At 72.3% G+C, this 15,165-nt stretch carries 13 protein-coding genes and 1 pseudogene; 5 read left to right on the top strand and 9 right to left on the bottom strand.

Annotated elements, in window-relative coordinates; translation table 11 throughout:
- Positions 1-12: 12 nt before the first annotated feature.
- Positions 13-1,446, bottom strand: a complete 1,434-nt coding sequence (locus CA983_RS28135; RefSeq protein WP_086603639.1) for a DEAD/DEAH box helicase — start codon at positions 1,444-1,446, stop codon at positions 13-15.
- 154 nt (positions 1,447-1,600) lie between these two features.
- Complete coding sequence (locus CA983_RS28130; protein ID WP_010032345.1) at positions 1,601-1,804, bottom strand: cold-shock protein; 204 nt, start codon at positions 1,802-1,804, stop codon at positions 1,601-1,603.
- 349 nt (positions 1,805-2,153) lie between these two features.
- Here CA983_RS28130 and CA983_RS28125 point away from each other — a divergent pair, with 349 nt between their 5' ends.
- The 3 genes from CA983_RS28125 (at position 2,154) to CA983_RS28115 (ending at position 6,404) form a co-directional block, all read left to right on the top strand.
- Complete coding sequence (locus CA983_RS28125; protein ID WP_158101896.1) at positions 2,154-4,367, top strand: MMPL family transporter; 2,214 nt, start codon at positions 2,154-2,156, stop codon at positions 4,365-4,367.
- 106 nt (positions 4,368-4,473) lie between these two features.
- Complete coding sequence (locus tag CA983_RS28120; RefSeq protein ID WP_086603637.1) at positions 4,474-5,727, top strand: sensor histidine kinase; 1,254 nt, start codon at positions 4,474-4,476, stop codon at positions 5,725-5,727.
- Positions 5,724-6,404 carry a response regulator transcription factor gene (locus CA983_RS28115; RefSeq protein WP_086603636.1) on the top strand — a complete coding sequence of 227 codons (681 nt, stop codon included), beginning with the start codon at positions 5,724-5,726 and terminating at the stop codon, positions 6,402-6,404. The genes CA983_RS28120 and CA983_RS28115 overlap by 4 nt, the downstream gene beginning before the upstream one ends.
- 51 nt (positions 6,405-6,455) lie before the next feature.
- Here the strand turns inward: CA983_RS28115 and CA983_RS28110 are convergent, their stop codons facing one another.
- The 6 genes from CA983_RS28110 to CA983_RS28085 form a co-directional block, all read right to left on the bottom strand.
- Complete coding sequence (locus CA983_RS28110) at positions 6,456-7,664, bottom strand: serine hydrolase domain-containing protein (RefSeq protein WP_086603635.1); 1,209 nt, start codon at positions 7,662-7,664, stop codon at positions 6,456-6,458.
- 98 nt (positions 7,665-7,762) lie between these two features.
- Positions 7,763-8,470 (bottom strand): response regulator, encoded by a 708-nt coding sequence (locus CA983_RS28105; RefSeq protein ID WP_086603634.1) that lies wholly within the window; start codon positions 8,468-8,470, stop codon positions 7,763-7,765.
- A complete protein-coding gene (locus CA983_RS28100; RefSeq protein WP_086603633.1) occupies positions 8,467-9,630 on the bottom strand; it encodes a sensor histidine kinase in 1,164 nt (387 codons plus the stop codon). Before CA983_RS28100 ends, CA983_RS28105 begins: the two co-directional genes overlap by 4 nt.
- 2 nt (positions 9,631-9,632) lie before the next feature.
- The gene (locus CA983_RS28095) at positions 9,633-10,484 is read right to left on the bottom strand and encodes an ABC transporter permease (RefSeq protein WP_167407482.1); all 852 of its coding nucleotides are present in this window, start codon (positions 10,482-10,484) and stop codon (positions 9,633-9,635) included.
- Complete coding sequence (locus tag CA983_RS28090) at positions 10,481-11,455, bottom strand: ABC transporter ATP-binding protein (RefSeq protein ID WP_086603632.1); 975 nt, start codon at positions 11,453-11,455, stop codon at positions 10,481-10,483. Before CA983_RS28090 ends, CA983_RS28095 begins: the two co-directional genes overlap by 4 nt.
- Before the next feature lie 99 nt (positions 11,456-11,554).
- A complete protein-coding gene (locus CA983_RS28085; protein WP_086603631.1) occupies positions 11,555-12,208 on the bottom strand; it encodes a MerR family transcriptional regulator in 654 nt (217 codons plus the stop codon).
- A gap of 203 nt (positions 12,209-12,411) precedes the next feature.
- On the opposite strand from CA983_RS28085, the gene CA983_RS28080 reads away from it, so the two are divergent.
- Positions 12,412-13,332, top strand: a complete 921-nt coding sequence (locus CA983_RS28080; RefSeq protein WP_425276483.1) for a hypothetical protein — start codon at positions 12,412-12,414, stop codon at positions 13,330-13,332.
- A complete protein-coding gene (locus CA983_RS28075; RefSeq protein ID WP_086603629.1) occupies positions 13,329-13,751 on the top strand; it encodes an ABA4-like family protein in 423 nt (140 codons plus the stop codon). Before CA983_RS28080 ends, CA983_RS28075 begins: the two co-directional genes overlap by 4 nt.
- A gap of 30 nt (positions 13,752-13,781) precedes the next feature.
- Here CA983_RS28075 and CA983_RS46330 read toward each other — a convergent pair.
- Positions 13,782-15,165, bottom strand: a pseudogene (locus CA983_RS46330) (hypothetical protein); the annotation flags it as partial.

The following is a 15,165-nucleotide window of genomic DNA, read 5'->3' as shown; positions in this document are numbered from 1 at the left end:
CCTGAGAGCGGGTCAGCGGCGGCGGCCCCGGGCGGGCCTGCCGCGCCGTGCGCGCGGGGCGGAACCCGTGCGCGCCGGGCCGCTCTCGGAGGGCGGCGGCGTGAGGACGACGGGCACGCCCGACGGCGCCTGGGCGCCGGTGATGCGGGTTAGTTCGGCCTCGCCCGAGCGGACCCGGGTGACGCGCGGGGAGATGCCGGCGTCGGCCATCAGGCGGGCCGTCTCGCGGCGCTGGTGGGGCAGGACCAGCGTGACGACGGTGCCCGACTCGCCGGCCCGGGCGGTACGGCCGCCCCGGTGCAGATAGTCCTTGTGGTCGGCGGGCGGGTCCACGTTGACGACGAGGTCCAGGTTGTCGACGTGGATGCCGCGGGCGGCGACGTTGGTGGCCACCAGGACCGTGACCTCGCCCTCCTTGAACCGGGCCAGGGTCCGGGTGCGCTGGGACTGGGACTTCCCGCCGTGCAGGGCGGAGGCGCGCACCCCGACGGCCAGCAGCTTCTTGGCCAGCCGGTCGGCGGCGTGCTTGGTGTCCAGGAACATGATCACGCGGCCGTCGCGGGCGGCGATCTCCGTCGTGGTGGCGTGCTTGTCGGCGTCGTCCACGTGCAGCAGGTGATGCTCCATGGTGGTGACCGCGCCGGCCGACGGGTCGACGGAGTGGACCACGGGGTCGTGGAGGTAGGTGCGGACCAGGCGGTCGACGTTGCGGTCCAGCGTGGCCGAGAACAGCAGCCGCTGGCCCCCGGGGCGCACCTGGTCGAGCAGGGCGGTCACCTGCGGCATGAAGCCCATGTCCGTCATCTGGTCGGCCTCGTCCAGGACGGTGACGGTGACGCGGTCCAGCCGGCAGTCGCCGCGGTCTATGAGGTCCTTGAGCCGGCCGGGCGTCGCGACGACGACCTCGGCGCCGCCGCGCAGCGCGCTCGCCTGGCGGCCGATCGACATACCGCCGACCACCGTGGTGAGCCGCAGGCGCAGCGCCTGTGCGTAGGGGGTGAGCGCGTCGGTGACCTGCTGGGCCAGTTCCCGGGTGGGGACGAGGACGAGGGCCACCGGCTGCCGGGGCTCGGCCCGCTGCCCGTCGATGCGGGCCAGTACGGCGAGGCCGAAGGCGAGGGTCTTGCCCGACCCCGTGCGCCCGCGGCCCAGCACGTCGCGCCCGGCCAGGGAGTTGGGCAGCGTCGCGGCCTGGATCGGGAACGGCACGGTCATGCCTTCGGCGCGCAGCGCGGCCAGCAGCCGCTCGGGCAGGCCGAGACCGGCGAAGTCCTCGACGGCGGGCAGTGCCGGGGTGATGGTGGCCGGCGGCGCGAACTCCCCGCCGGGCGCGGTGCGGTGCCCGTGGCCGCCGCGGCCCGCGCCCGCGCTACGGGCCGACGTGCCTCGGCCCCCCGCCTTACGGGAGTGGGGCGAGCCGTTGTTCTTGCGAGCGGTGCGATCCAAGGGGATCCTTCCTCGATGCGGCACGTATCGGGGAATTCTCGGCGGCTGGGACGGGCCGCACCAGGATTCGCAGACTGAGCCGGGTGTTGGATGAAAACAAGGCTGGGGCCCGCACCTCACGGTGCGGGCCCCGGTCACGTCGGACGCGTCAGCGTCAGGCGGGCACGATGTTCTCGGCCTGCGGGCCCTTCTGGCCCTGCGTGACGTCGAAGGTAACCTTCTGGCCTTCCTGAAGCTCGCGGAAGCCGGAGGTGGCGATGTTCGAGTAGTGGGCGAACACGTCAGGACCGCCACCCTCCTGCTCGATGAAGCCGAAGCCCTTTTCCGCGTTGAACCACTTCACAGTGCCAGATGCCATGCTGAATCTCCCTTAGGGGGACAAACCCGAGACCCGCACTTTACGGACTCGGAGTCGCTGAAATGATCGCCCTTGGAGAGATCCGAAAATCCTCGGCAACTAAAAAGAGTGCTCGTCGACAAAAGGTCGATAGAGCACTCGAAGTCTCTGGGAACCAAAACTGCAACAACAACGACGGTAGCACAGGACTCGGCGGATGGCTCGGGAATCTCGTACCCGAGGTGGACCGGGGGCCCGCTCGTACTGCGTTCTGAGTAGCCAGGATTGTCGGCAGCCGCACGACGACGGGACGGCCCGCTCGCGGAGAACCTTGGCAGACGATCGACACCGGATGTGGAGACCTGCTGCCGTGGCAACTTTCCTGTATCGAGTGGGCCGACTGGCCTTCCGGCGACGCTGGTACGTCGCCCTGGTCTGGGCGGCCGTCCTGGCCGCCGTCGGGCTCGGTGCCCTCAAGGCGCCGGGGGCCGCCGACGAGGAGTTCTCGATGCCCGGCATCGAGTCCCAGAAGGCGTTCGACCTGATGGAACAGCGCTTCCCCGGGGCCACGGCCGACGGGGCGACCGCCCGGGTCGTGTTCATCGCGCCCGGCGGGGAGAAGGTGACCGCCGCCGAGAACAAGCAGGCCGTCGAGAAGGCCGTGACCGGTCTCGGCGACGGCACGCAGGTCGCGAGCGCCGTCGACCCGTTCCGGGCGAAGACGATCAGCGAGGACGGCTCGACCGCCTTCGCGACCGTCACCTACAAGGTCGGGCCGAACGACCTCACCGACGCCAGCCGGACCCATCTGGAGCGCGCCATCGACCAGGCCCGGGAGTCCGGGCTGACCGTCGAGGCGGGCGGCACCGCGCTGGCCGCCGACGCCGGGCCGGGCGGCACGGCCGAGGTGATCGGCGTCGCGATCGCCGCCGTCGTCCTCCTCGTCACCTTCGGCTCCCTGGCCGCCGCCGGGCTCCCCCTGCTGACCGCCGTCATCGGCGTCGGCGTCAGCATGGCCACGATCCTCGCCCTGTCGAGCGCCCTCGGCCTGTCCACCACCACCGGCACCCTGGCGATGATGCTGGGCCTCGCCGTCGGCATCGACTACGCCCTGTTCGTCGTGTCCCGCTACCGGGAGGAGCGCGCCAAGGGCCGTGCGCCGCAGGAGGCGGCCGGACTCGCCGCCGGCACGGCGGGGTCCGCGGTCGTGTTCGCCGGGCTCACCGTCGTCATCGCGCTGGCCGGGCTCGCCGTGGTCGGCATCCCGATGCTCACCAAGATGGGCCTGGCCGCCGCCGGCGCGGTCGTCGTCGCCGTACTGATCGCGCTGACGCTCGTTCCGGCCCTGCTCGGCTTCTGGCCGAACGCCGTGCTCACCCGGCGGGCCCGCAAGAGCGGCCGGATCGAGGAGAGCGGCGGCGACAACGGCGGCACCCGCTGGGCCCGGTTCGTGCTGCGCCGCCCGATACCCGTCCTGCTCCTCGGCGTCGTCGGCCTCGGTGCCCTCGCCCTGCCCGCGGCCGGCCTCCAGCTGGGCATGCCCGGGGACGAGGCCAAGCCGACTTCCACGACCGAGCGCCGCGCCTACGACGCGCTCGCCGATGGCTTCGGGCCGGGCTTCAACGGGCCGCTGACCGTCGTCGTGGACGGCAAGGGCGCCGCCGACCCCAAGAGGGCAGCGGACGAGATCGCCCAGGAGATCGGCGCCACCAAGGGTGTCGTGTCCGTCTCCCCGGCCCGCTTCAACGACGCCGGTGACACCGCCGTCTTCTCCGTCGTCCCGTCCACCGCGCCGACCGACGAGAAGACCAAGAACCTGGTGACGACGATCCGCGACGAGCGGTCCGGCATCGAGTCCGGCACGGGCGCGAGCTACGAGGTCACCGGCACCACCGCGATGAACATCGACATCGCGCAGAAGGTGCAGGCCGCGCTGGTCCCGTATCTGACCGTGGTCGTCGGCCTGGCGATCGTGCTGCTGCTGGTGGTCTTCCGGTCCCTGCTCGTCCCGCTCAAGGCGGCCCTCGGGTTCCTGCTGTCGGTGCTCGCCTCGCTCGGAGTCGTCGTCGTGGTGTTCCAGCAGGGCCACGGCGCGGAGTTGCTCGGCGTGGAGCAGACCGGCCCGATCATGAGCCTGATGCCGATCTTCCTGGTGGGCATCGTCTTCGGCCTCGCGATGGACTACGAGGTGTTCCTGGTGTCCCGGATGCGGGAGGCGTACGTCCACGGCGAGTCGCCCGCGCAGTCGGTCACGTCCGGCTTCCGGCACAGCGCCCGCGTGGTCGTTGCGGCGGCGCTGATCATGATCGCGGTGTTCGCCGGGTTCATCGGCGAGAGCGACTCCATGATCAAGATGATCGGGTTCGGGCTCGCCTCCGCCGTCCTGTTCGACGCGTTCGTCGTCCGGATGGCCATCGTGCCCGCCGTCCTCGCCCTGCTCGGCCACAAGGCGTGGTGGCTGCCGAAGTGGCTGGACCGGGCGCTGCCCCGGGTCGACGTGGAGGGCGAGGCGCTCGCCCGGCGACCGGAGACGGAGGAACCGGCGGCGGACACCGCACCCGACCTGGAACCGGCGCGCACCTGACACCCGCTCACCAGGGCCGCCCGTGGCGAAGGACACGGGCGGCCGCTCGGGCGGTCCCGCCCGACGTCGACCACCATGGTCCCCAGCCCACCCCCCGGAGAGCCCGATGAGTATCAGTCTGGAGCGGCGTTACGCGGACCGCCTGGAGGAGTTCTCGGCACGCCACGCCTTCCTCGTCGATCTGGCGATGGTCCTGGCGCTGATGGGCTGCGCGACGCTCGGCGGTTCGCTCACCCTGCCCAGCGCCGACCCGCCGGACCAGGACAAGACCGCCACCGTCCTCATGGGAATGGCCTGCCTCGCCCTGCTCAAGCACCGCACCCACCCGCGCACCGTCGTCGTCGTGGCCGGGGGCTGCACGGTGGCGGCGGCCGCGCTGGGCTATCTGGTCACGCCGCTGCTGCTGGCCCCGGTCATGGCGGCGCTCTACTGGCTGTCCGCCCTCACCGACCGGAAGTCCACCCGCGGCTACGGCCTCACCACCCTGCTCGCGGTGACGCTCGCGGCCGTGTTCTCCGACTCCATGAACCAACTCTCGCTGCTGCTCAGGACGATCGGCCCGGTCTTCTGGCTGATGCTGCCCCTGGCCGCCGGCAAGATGACGCAGCTGCGGCGCGCCTACCTCCGGTCCGTGCAGGCCCGGGCCGAACACGCCGAGCGCACCCGGGAGGAGGAGGCCCGGCTGCGCGTCACCGAGGAACGGATGCGCATCGCCCGGGAGCTCCACGACGTCGTCGCCCACCACATGGCCCTGGCCAACGCCCAGGCCGGCACGGCCGCGCACCTCGCCCTCACCCACCCCGAGCAGACCCAGAAGATCCTCACTGACCTGACCGGCACCACGTCCTCCGCGCTCCGGGAGCTGAAGGCCGCCCTGGGCCTGCTGCGGCAGAACGACCACGAGGACGACACCGGCCCCGGCTCCACGGCACTGGAACCGGCCCCCGGCCTCGCCCGCCTGCCCGAGCTGGTCGCGGCGTGCGAGTCGGCAGGCCTGGAGGTCACCGTCACCACGGAGGGGGAGCCGCAGCCGCTCTCACCGGGCGTCGACCTGACCGCGTTCCGGATCGTGCAGGAGGCGCTCACCAACGTCACCAAGCACGCCACCGCCCAGGCCGCCCGCGTACGCCTCGAATACACCGGCTCCCGCCTGCTGATCACGGTCACCGACGACGGCACGAGCAAGCCGGAGGCCGAAACTCCCCAGGGCCGCGGCTTCGGCGTCATGGGCATGCGCGAACGCGCCCACTCCATCGGCGGACACCTGTGCGCCGGCCCCCGCCCCCAGGGCGGCTTCGAGGTCACCACGGCCCTCCCCCTGCAACCCTCCACCCTCCCCGCCGAAGGAACCACGCCATGACCATCAGGGTGCTGCTCGCCGACGACCAGGCCCTGCTGCGGGCCACCTTCCGGATCCTCATCGACTCCTGCGCGGACCTGGAGGTGGTCGCCGAGGCCTCCGACGGCGCGGAGGCGGTGGAGCTGACCCGCGCCCATCACCCCGACATCGTCCTCATGGACATCCGCATGCCCGGCACCGACGGCCTCACCGCCACCGCCACGCTCTGCGCCGACCCGGACCTGTCCGCCACCCGCGTCCTCATCCTGACCACCTTCGAGACCGAGGACTACGTCGCACAGGCCCTGCGCGCCGGTGCCAGCGGCTTCCTCGGCAAGGACGTCACCGCCGACACCCTGCTGGCCGGCCTGCGCACGGTGGCCTCCGGCGAGGCCCTCCTCTCACCCGTCGCCACCCGCTCCCTCATCACCCGCTTCCTCCTGGCACCCGCCCCCGACACCCACCTGGCTCCCCCGCAGCGCCTCGCCGACCTCACGGTCCGCGAACGCGAGGTGATGGCCCTGGCCGCGGAGGGCAGGTCCAACACCGAGATCGCCGAGGACCTCACCCTCAGCCCGCTGACCGTACGCACCCACATCCACCGCGCCATGACCAAGCTGAACGCCCGCGACCGTGCGCAACTGGTCGTCATCGCCTACCAGACGGGACTTGTGCGGGCGGTGCCGCCGACGGCGTGAGGGCGACGGCTGACGACGTGAGGGTGAGGGCTGACGACGTGAGGGCGACGGCTACGGCCGCCCGTACACCGCCACCATGACGTTCTCCGCGACCTTGTTCATGTCCTGGCCCTTGGCGTCCGTGGAGTTGACGCTGTAGACGAGGGTGCGCGAGCCGTCGCGGGTGGAGGCGATGGCCGCGTTGTAGCCCCAGCGGCCGCCCGTCTTGCCCCACACCTCGCGGCCGCCCAGCACCTTCATCGACAGGCCGACGGAGTACACGGCCGGCTTCCCGGTCCTGAAGTCGGCCACCTCCGGCAGCGTGAACATCTCCTCCAGGAGCGGTCCGCGCACGACTTGGCCCTGGAACAGGGCGTCGGTGAACCGTTCGAGATCCGCCGTGGTCGAGACGATGTCCCCGGCCGCCCAGCCGTCCGTCGTCCCCCACACGGACACATCGCGCAGCCCGGTCGTGCCGTCGTCGAGCCGCATGGTCTGGTAGCCGTGGTTGTGCCGGCCGACGATGCGCGGGTTCTTCCCCGGGAGGTACGTGTCGCGCAGTCCGAGCGGGTGCAGTATGCGACGGGCGACCTGACGCTCGTACGCGTCACCGGTGACGCGCTCGATCAGCAGACCGGTGATCGTGTACCCGATGTTGAGGTAGTGCTGCCGCTCGCCCGGCGCGAACTCGCGCTTCTTCGACGTCGCCGAGCGGACCATGTCCCGGGGGTCGTGGACCCGGAAGCGGTCGGCGTACCACTCCTCGACCGTGGTGCCGGGGAAGTCGGGGGCCGGGATGCCGTGTGTGTGGTCGAGGAGCTGCCGGACGGTGACGCCCTCGTACGACGCCGGGATCAGGTCCGGCAGGTAGGAGCGGGCACTGCGGTCCAGGTCCAGTCGGCCCTCGGCGGCCAGTTGCAGGGCGACCGCCGCGGTGAAGACCTTGGTCACGGAACCGGCGCGGAAGCGGGCGCCGGGATCGGCCGGCCGGCCCGTCCGCAGGTCGTGCACGCCCGAGCTGCCCCGCCAGACGCCCTCGTCGCCTCCGACGCGCACGAGTGCGGCGGTCGCGTCGGCGTTGGGCAGGCCGGCGATCGCGGCGGCGAGGGCGGGGTTCTGGTGCCGGGTGGCTGTGTGGGCGGTGGCCCGGTCGGGAGGTGTGGCCGCGGCGGCCGGGAGGACGGACGGACCCGCCACGACGCCCACGAGGAGCGCGGCGGCCAGCAGGGAAGCGGTACGGGACACGGAAGCGGTACGGGACACGGAAGCGGTACGGGGCATGGTCAACTCCGTTGGTGTGAGCCGTTGTTGTGCTGTACGGCTCCATCCTTCGGACCTGCGGCGCCGCGCGGATCGCCCCCGCAGGGGGTCTCGGGCGGTCAGTTCCTCGCCGACGTGGGGGAGGGACCGGCCCGGTCCGCTCCCCCGGGCGGGGGATCCCCGGCCGCGACGAGCCCGGTCTCGTACGCGCAGATCACAGCTTGGATCCGGTCCCGCAGGCCGAGCTTGGCCAGCACGTTGCCGACATGCGTCTTGACCGTGTGGTCGCTGACCACCAGCTCCGCGGCGATCTCGGCGTTCGACAGGCCCCGGGCGAGCAACAGCAGCGTCTCGCGCTCCCGTCCGGTCAGCACGTCCAGCCGGGCGGCGGGCTGCGGGTGCCTCGTGGATCGCGTGTACTGCTCGACGAGGCGCCGGGCCACGGACGGTGCGAGCAGTGAGTCGCCCCGGGCGACGACCCGCACCGCGTGCACGAGGTCGTCCCGGCGGACGTCCTTGAGCAGGAAGCCGCTCGCGCCCGCGTGCAGCGCGTCGTACACGTACTCGTCGGAATCGAAGGTCGTGAGCATCACCGTCCGGCAGTCGCTCGCGGCACTGATCGCACGGCAGGCCTCGATCCCGTCCATGCGCGGCATGCGCACATCGAGCAGCGCCACATCGGGGGCGTGCCGCCGCACCGCCTCGACGGCCTCGGCCCCGTCGCCCACCTCCGCGACGACCTCGATGTCCGGCTGGACGTCCAGGATCAGCGCGAAGCCGCTGCGCACCAGCTCCTGGTCGTCGGCGACCACCACCCGGATCGTCACCGCCCGGCCTCCACCGCGGCCGGTACGGGAAGCCGCACCCGCACCTCGAACCCCCGCCCGTCCGCTCCACGCCCGGTCACCGCGCTCCCGCCGAGCGCAGCCGCCCGCTCCCGGATCCCGACGAGCCCGTGCCCGCCCCGGCGGCCGGCGCCCCCGGCCTGCGGCCCACGCCCGTCATCGGTCACTCGTACACACAAGTCGCTCTCCCCGTAGGTCAGTTGCACGGTCACGGTTCGGGCGTCGGCGTGCCTGACGGTGTTGGTGAGGGCCTCCTGGACCACCCGGAAGACGGTCGCGGCGACCGTCCCCGGCAAGGGCCGTGCGCGCCCCACCGTCCCGTACACGACCTCCAGCCCGCTGCCGGCCCGCACCCGGTCGAACAGCCCGGGCAACTCGGCGAGCCCGGGCTGCGGTTCGCGCAGGGGGACACCGTCGCTCTCCCGCAGCACGCCCAGCATCCGGCGCAACTGCACCATGGCGTCCCGCCCGGTCGCGGAGATGGCGTCGAAGGCGGCCTCGGCCCGTTCCGGCGCGGCTCGCACGGCCACCGGCCCGGCCTCCGCCTGCACGATCATCAGGCTCACGGCGTGGGAGAGGATGTCGTGCATCTCCCGTGCGATCCGGGCCCGTTCGCGTGCGGCGGCCTGCTCGGCCTCGACGCGGTGGGCCCGCCGGCGGGCGTCGGTGAGCCGCCCGAAGACGTAGGCGGCAGCGAACACGAAGACGGAGAAGGTCAGTTCACGGGCCGACCGGCTGTTGAGCCACACCCCCACCGGCACGGCGACCAGCAGCACGGTCCCGGCGACGAGCCGTCCCCGCGCGGGCGACAGCGCGGCAATCGTGTACACGACCACCAGCCCCGTGTACGGCAACGGCTGCCCGGGCCCGTCCACGGTCAGCCGGTACAGCGCGTTGGCGGCCAGCACCGCGAACAGCACGGTGAGGGGGGCGCGCCGCCGCCAGACCAGGGGCAGCACGGTGAGCGTGCTGAGCCCGTACGCGGCCCAGGTCGCCGGCGGCGCCCCGGCCGCCCGCGGCACGACGAACGGCATGGTCATCGCGCCCTGCACCAGGAGCGCGACACCGATGTCGACGATAAGCGGATTGGCCTCCGCCGACGCCCGACCGCGCTCCCACCACCCTCGCAGCTCCCCGCGCATCACTAACCGATCCGCTGCATCGCCTTCCGGTGCCGCTCCGCCATCGCGGCCCCGGACTCGCGGCGGGCCATCCGGCGCAGGACGGACGGGGCGAGGAGCAGCCCGGCGAGCGCCCAGGCGCCCAGCGCGCCGGCTGTCTCCCAGTACCGCCAGGATTCGCCGATCTCGGCGGCGACCGCTTCGGACGGCAGCAACGCGGCCCGCAGACCCAGGCCGAGCCAGTACACGGGGAAGATCTGCCCGACGGTCCGGAGCCACTCGGGCAGCTCCGACAGGGGGAAGTAGATGCCCGAGATCGCGACGAGTCCCATCACCGGAAGCATCAGCAGCCCGACGGTGCGCGGACTGCTGACCAGTGAGCCGATGACGGCGCCGATCGGCAGGGTCGCAAGGAGACCCAGCGGCACCACCCACAGCAGCGTCAGCAGCGCTCCGCCGCCCTGCCGGGCGACCCCGTCGACCAGGAACACGCCGACGGCGAAGGGGAGGGCCATGGAGACGAGTGCCGTGCCCGACACCATGACGATCTTGCCGACCAGGTGTCCGACCGTGCCGTGGGGCACGGCCTTGGCCCGCAGCAGGGTGCCGTCCTCGCGTTCGGTCGCGAGCAGTTGCGCCGTGGTCATCATCCCGGTGAACGCGAGCGTCATGCCCAGCAGGCTCGGCAGCATGAACGCGCCGGTCGAGATGCCGGCGCCCTTCAGCGGATCGTCCTTGAGCAGGAACAGCGGCACCATGAGCATGACCGTCCAGAGGACGTAACCGAACACGTCCTGGCCGGTGGTGAAGGTCTGCCGGAGTTCCGTCCAGCCGCGCCGCACTCCCAGGCCCGCCGCGTACCACACCGGACTCATCGCGCTTCCTCCCCGAAGGCCTGTGCGGCCGCCCGCTCCTCGGGGACGCTCCCCGCCTCCAGCTCTCGCACCATCGTCAGGTAGGTGTCCTCCAGGCTCGCCCGGCGCACCTCCAGTCCGTCGACCGCGTCGCCGTGCTCCTTGAACAGCCTGCGGACGAACCGGGTCGGCTCGGCCGTCGACTCCTCGAAGGGCCGACCGTCCAGCGTCCAGCGCACGGTGGCCTCGGCCGAGGCCTTCCGGGACAGCTCCTCGGCCGTGCCGTCGGCCACGATCCGGCCACCGGCCAGGATGAGGATCCGGTCGGCGAGCTTCTCCGCCTCGGCGAGGTCGTGCGTGGTCAGCAGAACGGTGGTGTTCTCGTCGGCGAGCCCGCGGACCAGGCCGTGGAACTCGTTCCTGGCCTCCGGGTCCAGACCCGCCGTCGGCTCGTCCAGGAACAGCAGCTCGGGCCTGCCCACGATGCCGACGGCCACGTCGAAACGCCTGCGCTGCCCGCCGGAGAGGGTTCCGATCCGTTTGTCCGCCTGCCCGGTCAGCCCGACGGCGGCGATGAGCTCGTCTGCGTCCCACGGCCGCCGTACGAGGTCGGTGGAGTACGGCGCGTAGTACGAGCCGAGATGGGCGAGCAGTTCCCGTACCCGCCACTTGCCGTGGTCACGCCAGGACTGCAACACGATGCCCAGGCGCGCCCGCCACCGCTCGTCCCCGCGTGCCGGGTCGGTGCCGAGGACGCTCACGTCACCGGCCGAGCGTATCCGGAAGCCTTCCAGCACTTCGATCGTGGTCGTCTTGCCCGCGCCGTTCGGACCGAGCAGCACGATGACTTCGCCTCGCCGGGCCGTGAAGTCGACCCCTTTGAGGACGTCCTGGGCGCGGTAACGCATCCGCAGGTCCCGTACGTCTATGACCCCGTCGCTCTCCGGCGGTGGACTGCTCCCTGCCTCGGTCAAGGCGTGAGCGCTTGTCATCGGTGTTCCCCCCGGGTCCGTCCGACAGCAGCCGTTCGGGCCGCCCCGGGCGAACACATTACCGAAGGGTTCGGCACCGGTCGGGGCTCCGCGCCCCGGCTAGCTCTTCTCACCCCCCGGCGCCCCCTCCGCCCCGAACAACCTGGCCGACGCGTCGACATGGGCCATGCGGCGCAGTGCGCTGAACACCGCCTCGCCCAGGACGGTTCCGACGACCACGCCCTCCACCATGTCCTCGACCGCGACCCGCCGCTCCACGTACGCGACGTCCGCCTCGGCGACCTGCTCGGCGGCTTCGGCGTACGTGTCGAGGAGTTCGGCGAAGACTCCGTGGCCCAGCCGGGTCAGGGCGGCCAGGGCTCTGGCGAGGTCGGTGGCGGCGGGATTCGACTCGTGGGTGTGCCAGCCGCGTCGGGAGATGAGGTCGGCCACGGTGGTGCGGGCGGCCGCCGATTCGGCGTCGTCGTGGTCGTCGGCCGTGCCGCCCATGCGGTCGGCTGCCGCGCCGAGCACCTTGTGCAGCGGGCGTTCCGGGTCGTCGACGGCCGCCAGGACGTCCGCGATCTCCGCCACCTTCATGCCGCCGACGTCGAGCAGGGCGCGGATCAGCCGGAGCCGGCGTTCGTGTGCCTCGTCGTAGGTCGCCTGGTTGCGGCTGGTCAGCTCGCCCGCGGGGAGCAGCCCTTCGCGGACGTAGTACTTGATCGTCGGCACCGGCACCCCGGTCTTCCGGCTCAACTCTCCGATGCGCAACGCCGGTTCACTCCTCGAAGTTCGCCCTGCCCGTGGCGTCGGCCCTTGCCGACCCGGCACCAATGATAGATAGTGGGGCTATCGGATAGTGGATAGTGCCGGTATCCATTAATGGTGCTGTCCGCTGGTGTCTAGCTCAGGGGTGGGGCATGGCTTTCTTACGTACGTCCTGGCATCGGCCGCTGGTGGTGTTCTCGGCCGCGATGGCGGTCCTGGCCGTCGTGTCCGCGGTGGGGATCCTCGTCGACGACCGCGTCCTCGTGGGCGCGCCGATCTGGGCCAAGCCGTTCAAGTTCGCGGTGTCGTTCGTGGCGTACTGCCTGTCGCTCGCCTGGATGCTGTCGCTCCTGCCCGACCGGCGGCGCGTGGGCTGGTGGGCGGGGACCGTCGTCGCGCTGGCGAGCCTCGTCGAGATGGTGATCATCACCGGGCAGGTCGTCCGCGGCAAGCGCAGCCACTTCAACCACCAAACACCGTTCGACGAGGCGCTGTTCAACGCCATGGCCGTCACGGTCGTCATCCTGTGGGCCGGCACGCTCGTCGTCGCCGTGCTGCTGCTGCGCGCCCGGATCGCCGACCGGGCGTCCGCCTGGGCGATGCGCTCCGGGATCCTGCTGGCGCTGGCCGGGGCCGCCGTCGGCTTCCTGATGACCCAGCCCGCGCCGGGGCAGCGGCGCGGTGTCTCCAAGGTGGTCGGCGCGCACAGCGTGGGCGTGCCGGACGGGGGCCCCTCGATGCCGCTGACCGGCTGGTCGACGACCGGCGGTGATCTGCGGATCCCGCACTTCTTCGGCATGCACGCGCTGCAACTCCTGCCGCTGCTGCTCATGGTGCTGGCCGTCCTCGCACCGCGCTTCGCCCGTCTCGCCGACGAGCGGGTCCGGCTGCGTCTCGTGCTGGTCGCCTCGGGTGCGTACGCCGCAGTCTTCGGTCTCGTCCTCTGGCAGGCGCTGCGCGGCCAGCCGCTGATCCGCCCGGACGGGGCGACGCTGGGCGCGGCCGGGCTGATTCTGCTCGCCGTCACCCTCGGGGTGTACGGGGCCTTGCGGACGGGCCGGACCTCTCCTCCACGCGGGGCGACGGCCGCGACAGGTGCTCCCGCCTCGAAGGACCTCGTGTCATGACCGGATTCCTCTTCGAGCTCTCCTTCCTCCTGGCCGCGCCCGTCTGGCTGCTCATGATCTTCGCGCCGGGGTGGGGGCCGACCGCTCGCATCGCCGGGTCCCCGTTGACCGTGCTGCCGGTGCTCTTCGTGTATCTCGCGCTCGCGGTACCGGTGTTCCCCGAGCTGTGGACCGCGGTCAGCAGTCCGGACCTCGGCAGCTTCCGCGAGCTGACGGCCCTCCCGGACGGTGCCGGTGCCGTCTGGGCGCAGGTCATCGCCTGGGATCTGCTGATCGGGCAGTGGATGTACCGGGAGGGCAGGCGGCTGGAGATCTCCGCCCTGCTGATGGGACCGCTGCTGGTTCTCACGATCCTGCTGTCGCCGTTCGGGCTGCTGGTGTTCCTGGGGGTGCGTGGGGTGAGGGCGCGGCCGGCGTGACGGGACGGACCGCGCCGGGAGGACGGACGGTCACCGTCGGACGACCGGGCGGAACGCGTCCCGTACGCCCGACTTGGACGTGGAGACGAACTGGTCGCCCGGTCCGAAGTCGTGCATGTAGTACTTGTACCGCAGCACGCTCGGGCAGCTTCCGCCGCCGATCTGGACCGAGCGGGGGTCGAGGCGCTTGCCGGTGCGCAGTTCGTAGACCTTCAGGGGGATCTTGACCTTGTAGAAGGTCACCTGGTGGGGCAGGTACCTCGACTTGTCGTTCTCGTAGGAGCAGGTCTCCACGGCGGCCCCGTTCTCCGCCGCGCCCGCGCAGACCACGAGCGCGGCCTTGGCCGGGTCGCCGGTGCGCCAGGAGCCGGGGAGCTTGTCGGTGTACTCGGAGTCGCCGAGGAACAGGGCGCGGTTGGTGCCCTTGCGGTACGCCGGGGCTCCGCTGTACTTGGCGGGCTTGGAGCAGTAGCCGGAGTCGGCGCCGTAGGTGTTGTCGACCAGGCCGCGCACGTGGTCCAGTTCGATGGCGAGGGTGGCCTCGCGGACGCCGTCGCGGGCCTGGTCCGTGCGGACGTCGTCCGGGTAGGCGTCGAGGAGCCGCTGGTAGTGGGTCCGCGCCTGCTGCCAGGCGTCCTCGGTCATCAGGTGATCGCCGCAGCCCACCAGGGCGGCGGGTTCCGTGCGTGCCGCCGCGTCGGCGGAGCGGTCCAGGACGTCGTGGCCGGTGCCGCGGTCGCGGAGCCAGGCGGTGAGGGCGGCGGTGTCGCAGGAGTCGTCGGTGGGCAGGCCGTCGAGGAAGGTGTCCAGGACCGTCCTGACGGTCTGCTCGTTGCCGGGCTCGTCGAGGACGCCGGCGAGCGTGCCGAAGCCCCGCCCCAGGTCCTCGGTGCTGCCCCTGCGGGCGGCGCGGGCCAGGGTGGCCGCCGCCCCGTCCAGCCGGTGACACGCCTCCACCACCGCGTCTCCGGGTTCCACGACCGGCGCGCCCGCCAGGCGGTGGCCCCACCACACCTCGCCCTGCGCGGCGACGGCCGCCTCGCAGTCGCCGCCCTCGCGGGCCTCGGTCACGCGGTTCTCGATGCCGTACGCGTCGGCGCGGAGCAGCACGGCGGTCAGCACCACCGCGAGCGCCAGGGCGAGCGTGCCCGCGCGCTGCCCGCGTCGTACGGCCTGATCCGGGCGGCGACGGGCCAGGAACCAGCCGTGGGCGATGCCGGCCGCCCACCACAGGAGCAGCAGGATCTCGTACCGGGTCTCGGCGGTGGAGGCGGTGAGGTCGAGGAGCACGGCCGTGCCGAGCACGGCGATGGCCGCCAGGCGCCACCGGCGCAGCAGCAGATAGCCGATGCCGAGCAGCGTGGCGTTGCCGAGGACCACCGCCCACGGGTCGGCGGGGGCCGGGGGCCGCGAT

The sequence above is a fragment of the Streptomyces swartbergensis genome, from assembly GCF_002148965.1.
Classification (GTDB): domain Bacteria; phylum Actinomycetota; class Actinomycetes; order Streptomycetales; family Streptomycetaceae; genus Streptomyces; species Streptomyces swartbergensis.
Note: the sequence above shows the minus strand (reverse complement) of the source record. Positions and strands in the feature narration are given on the sequence as shown.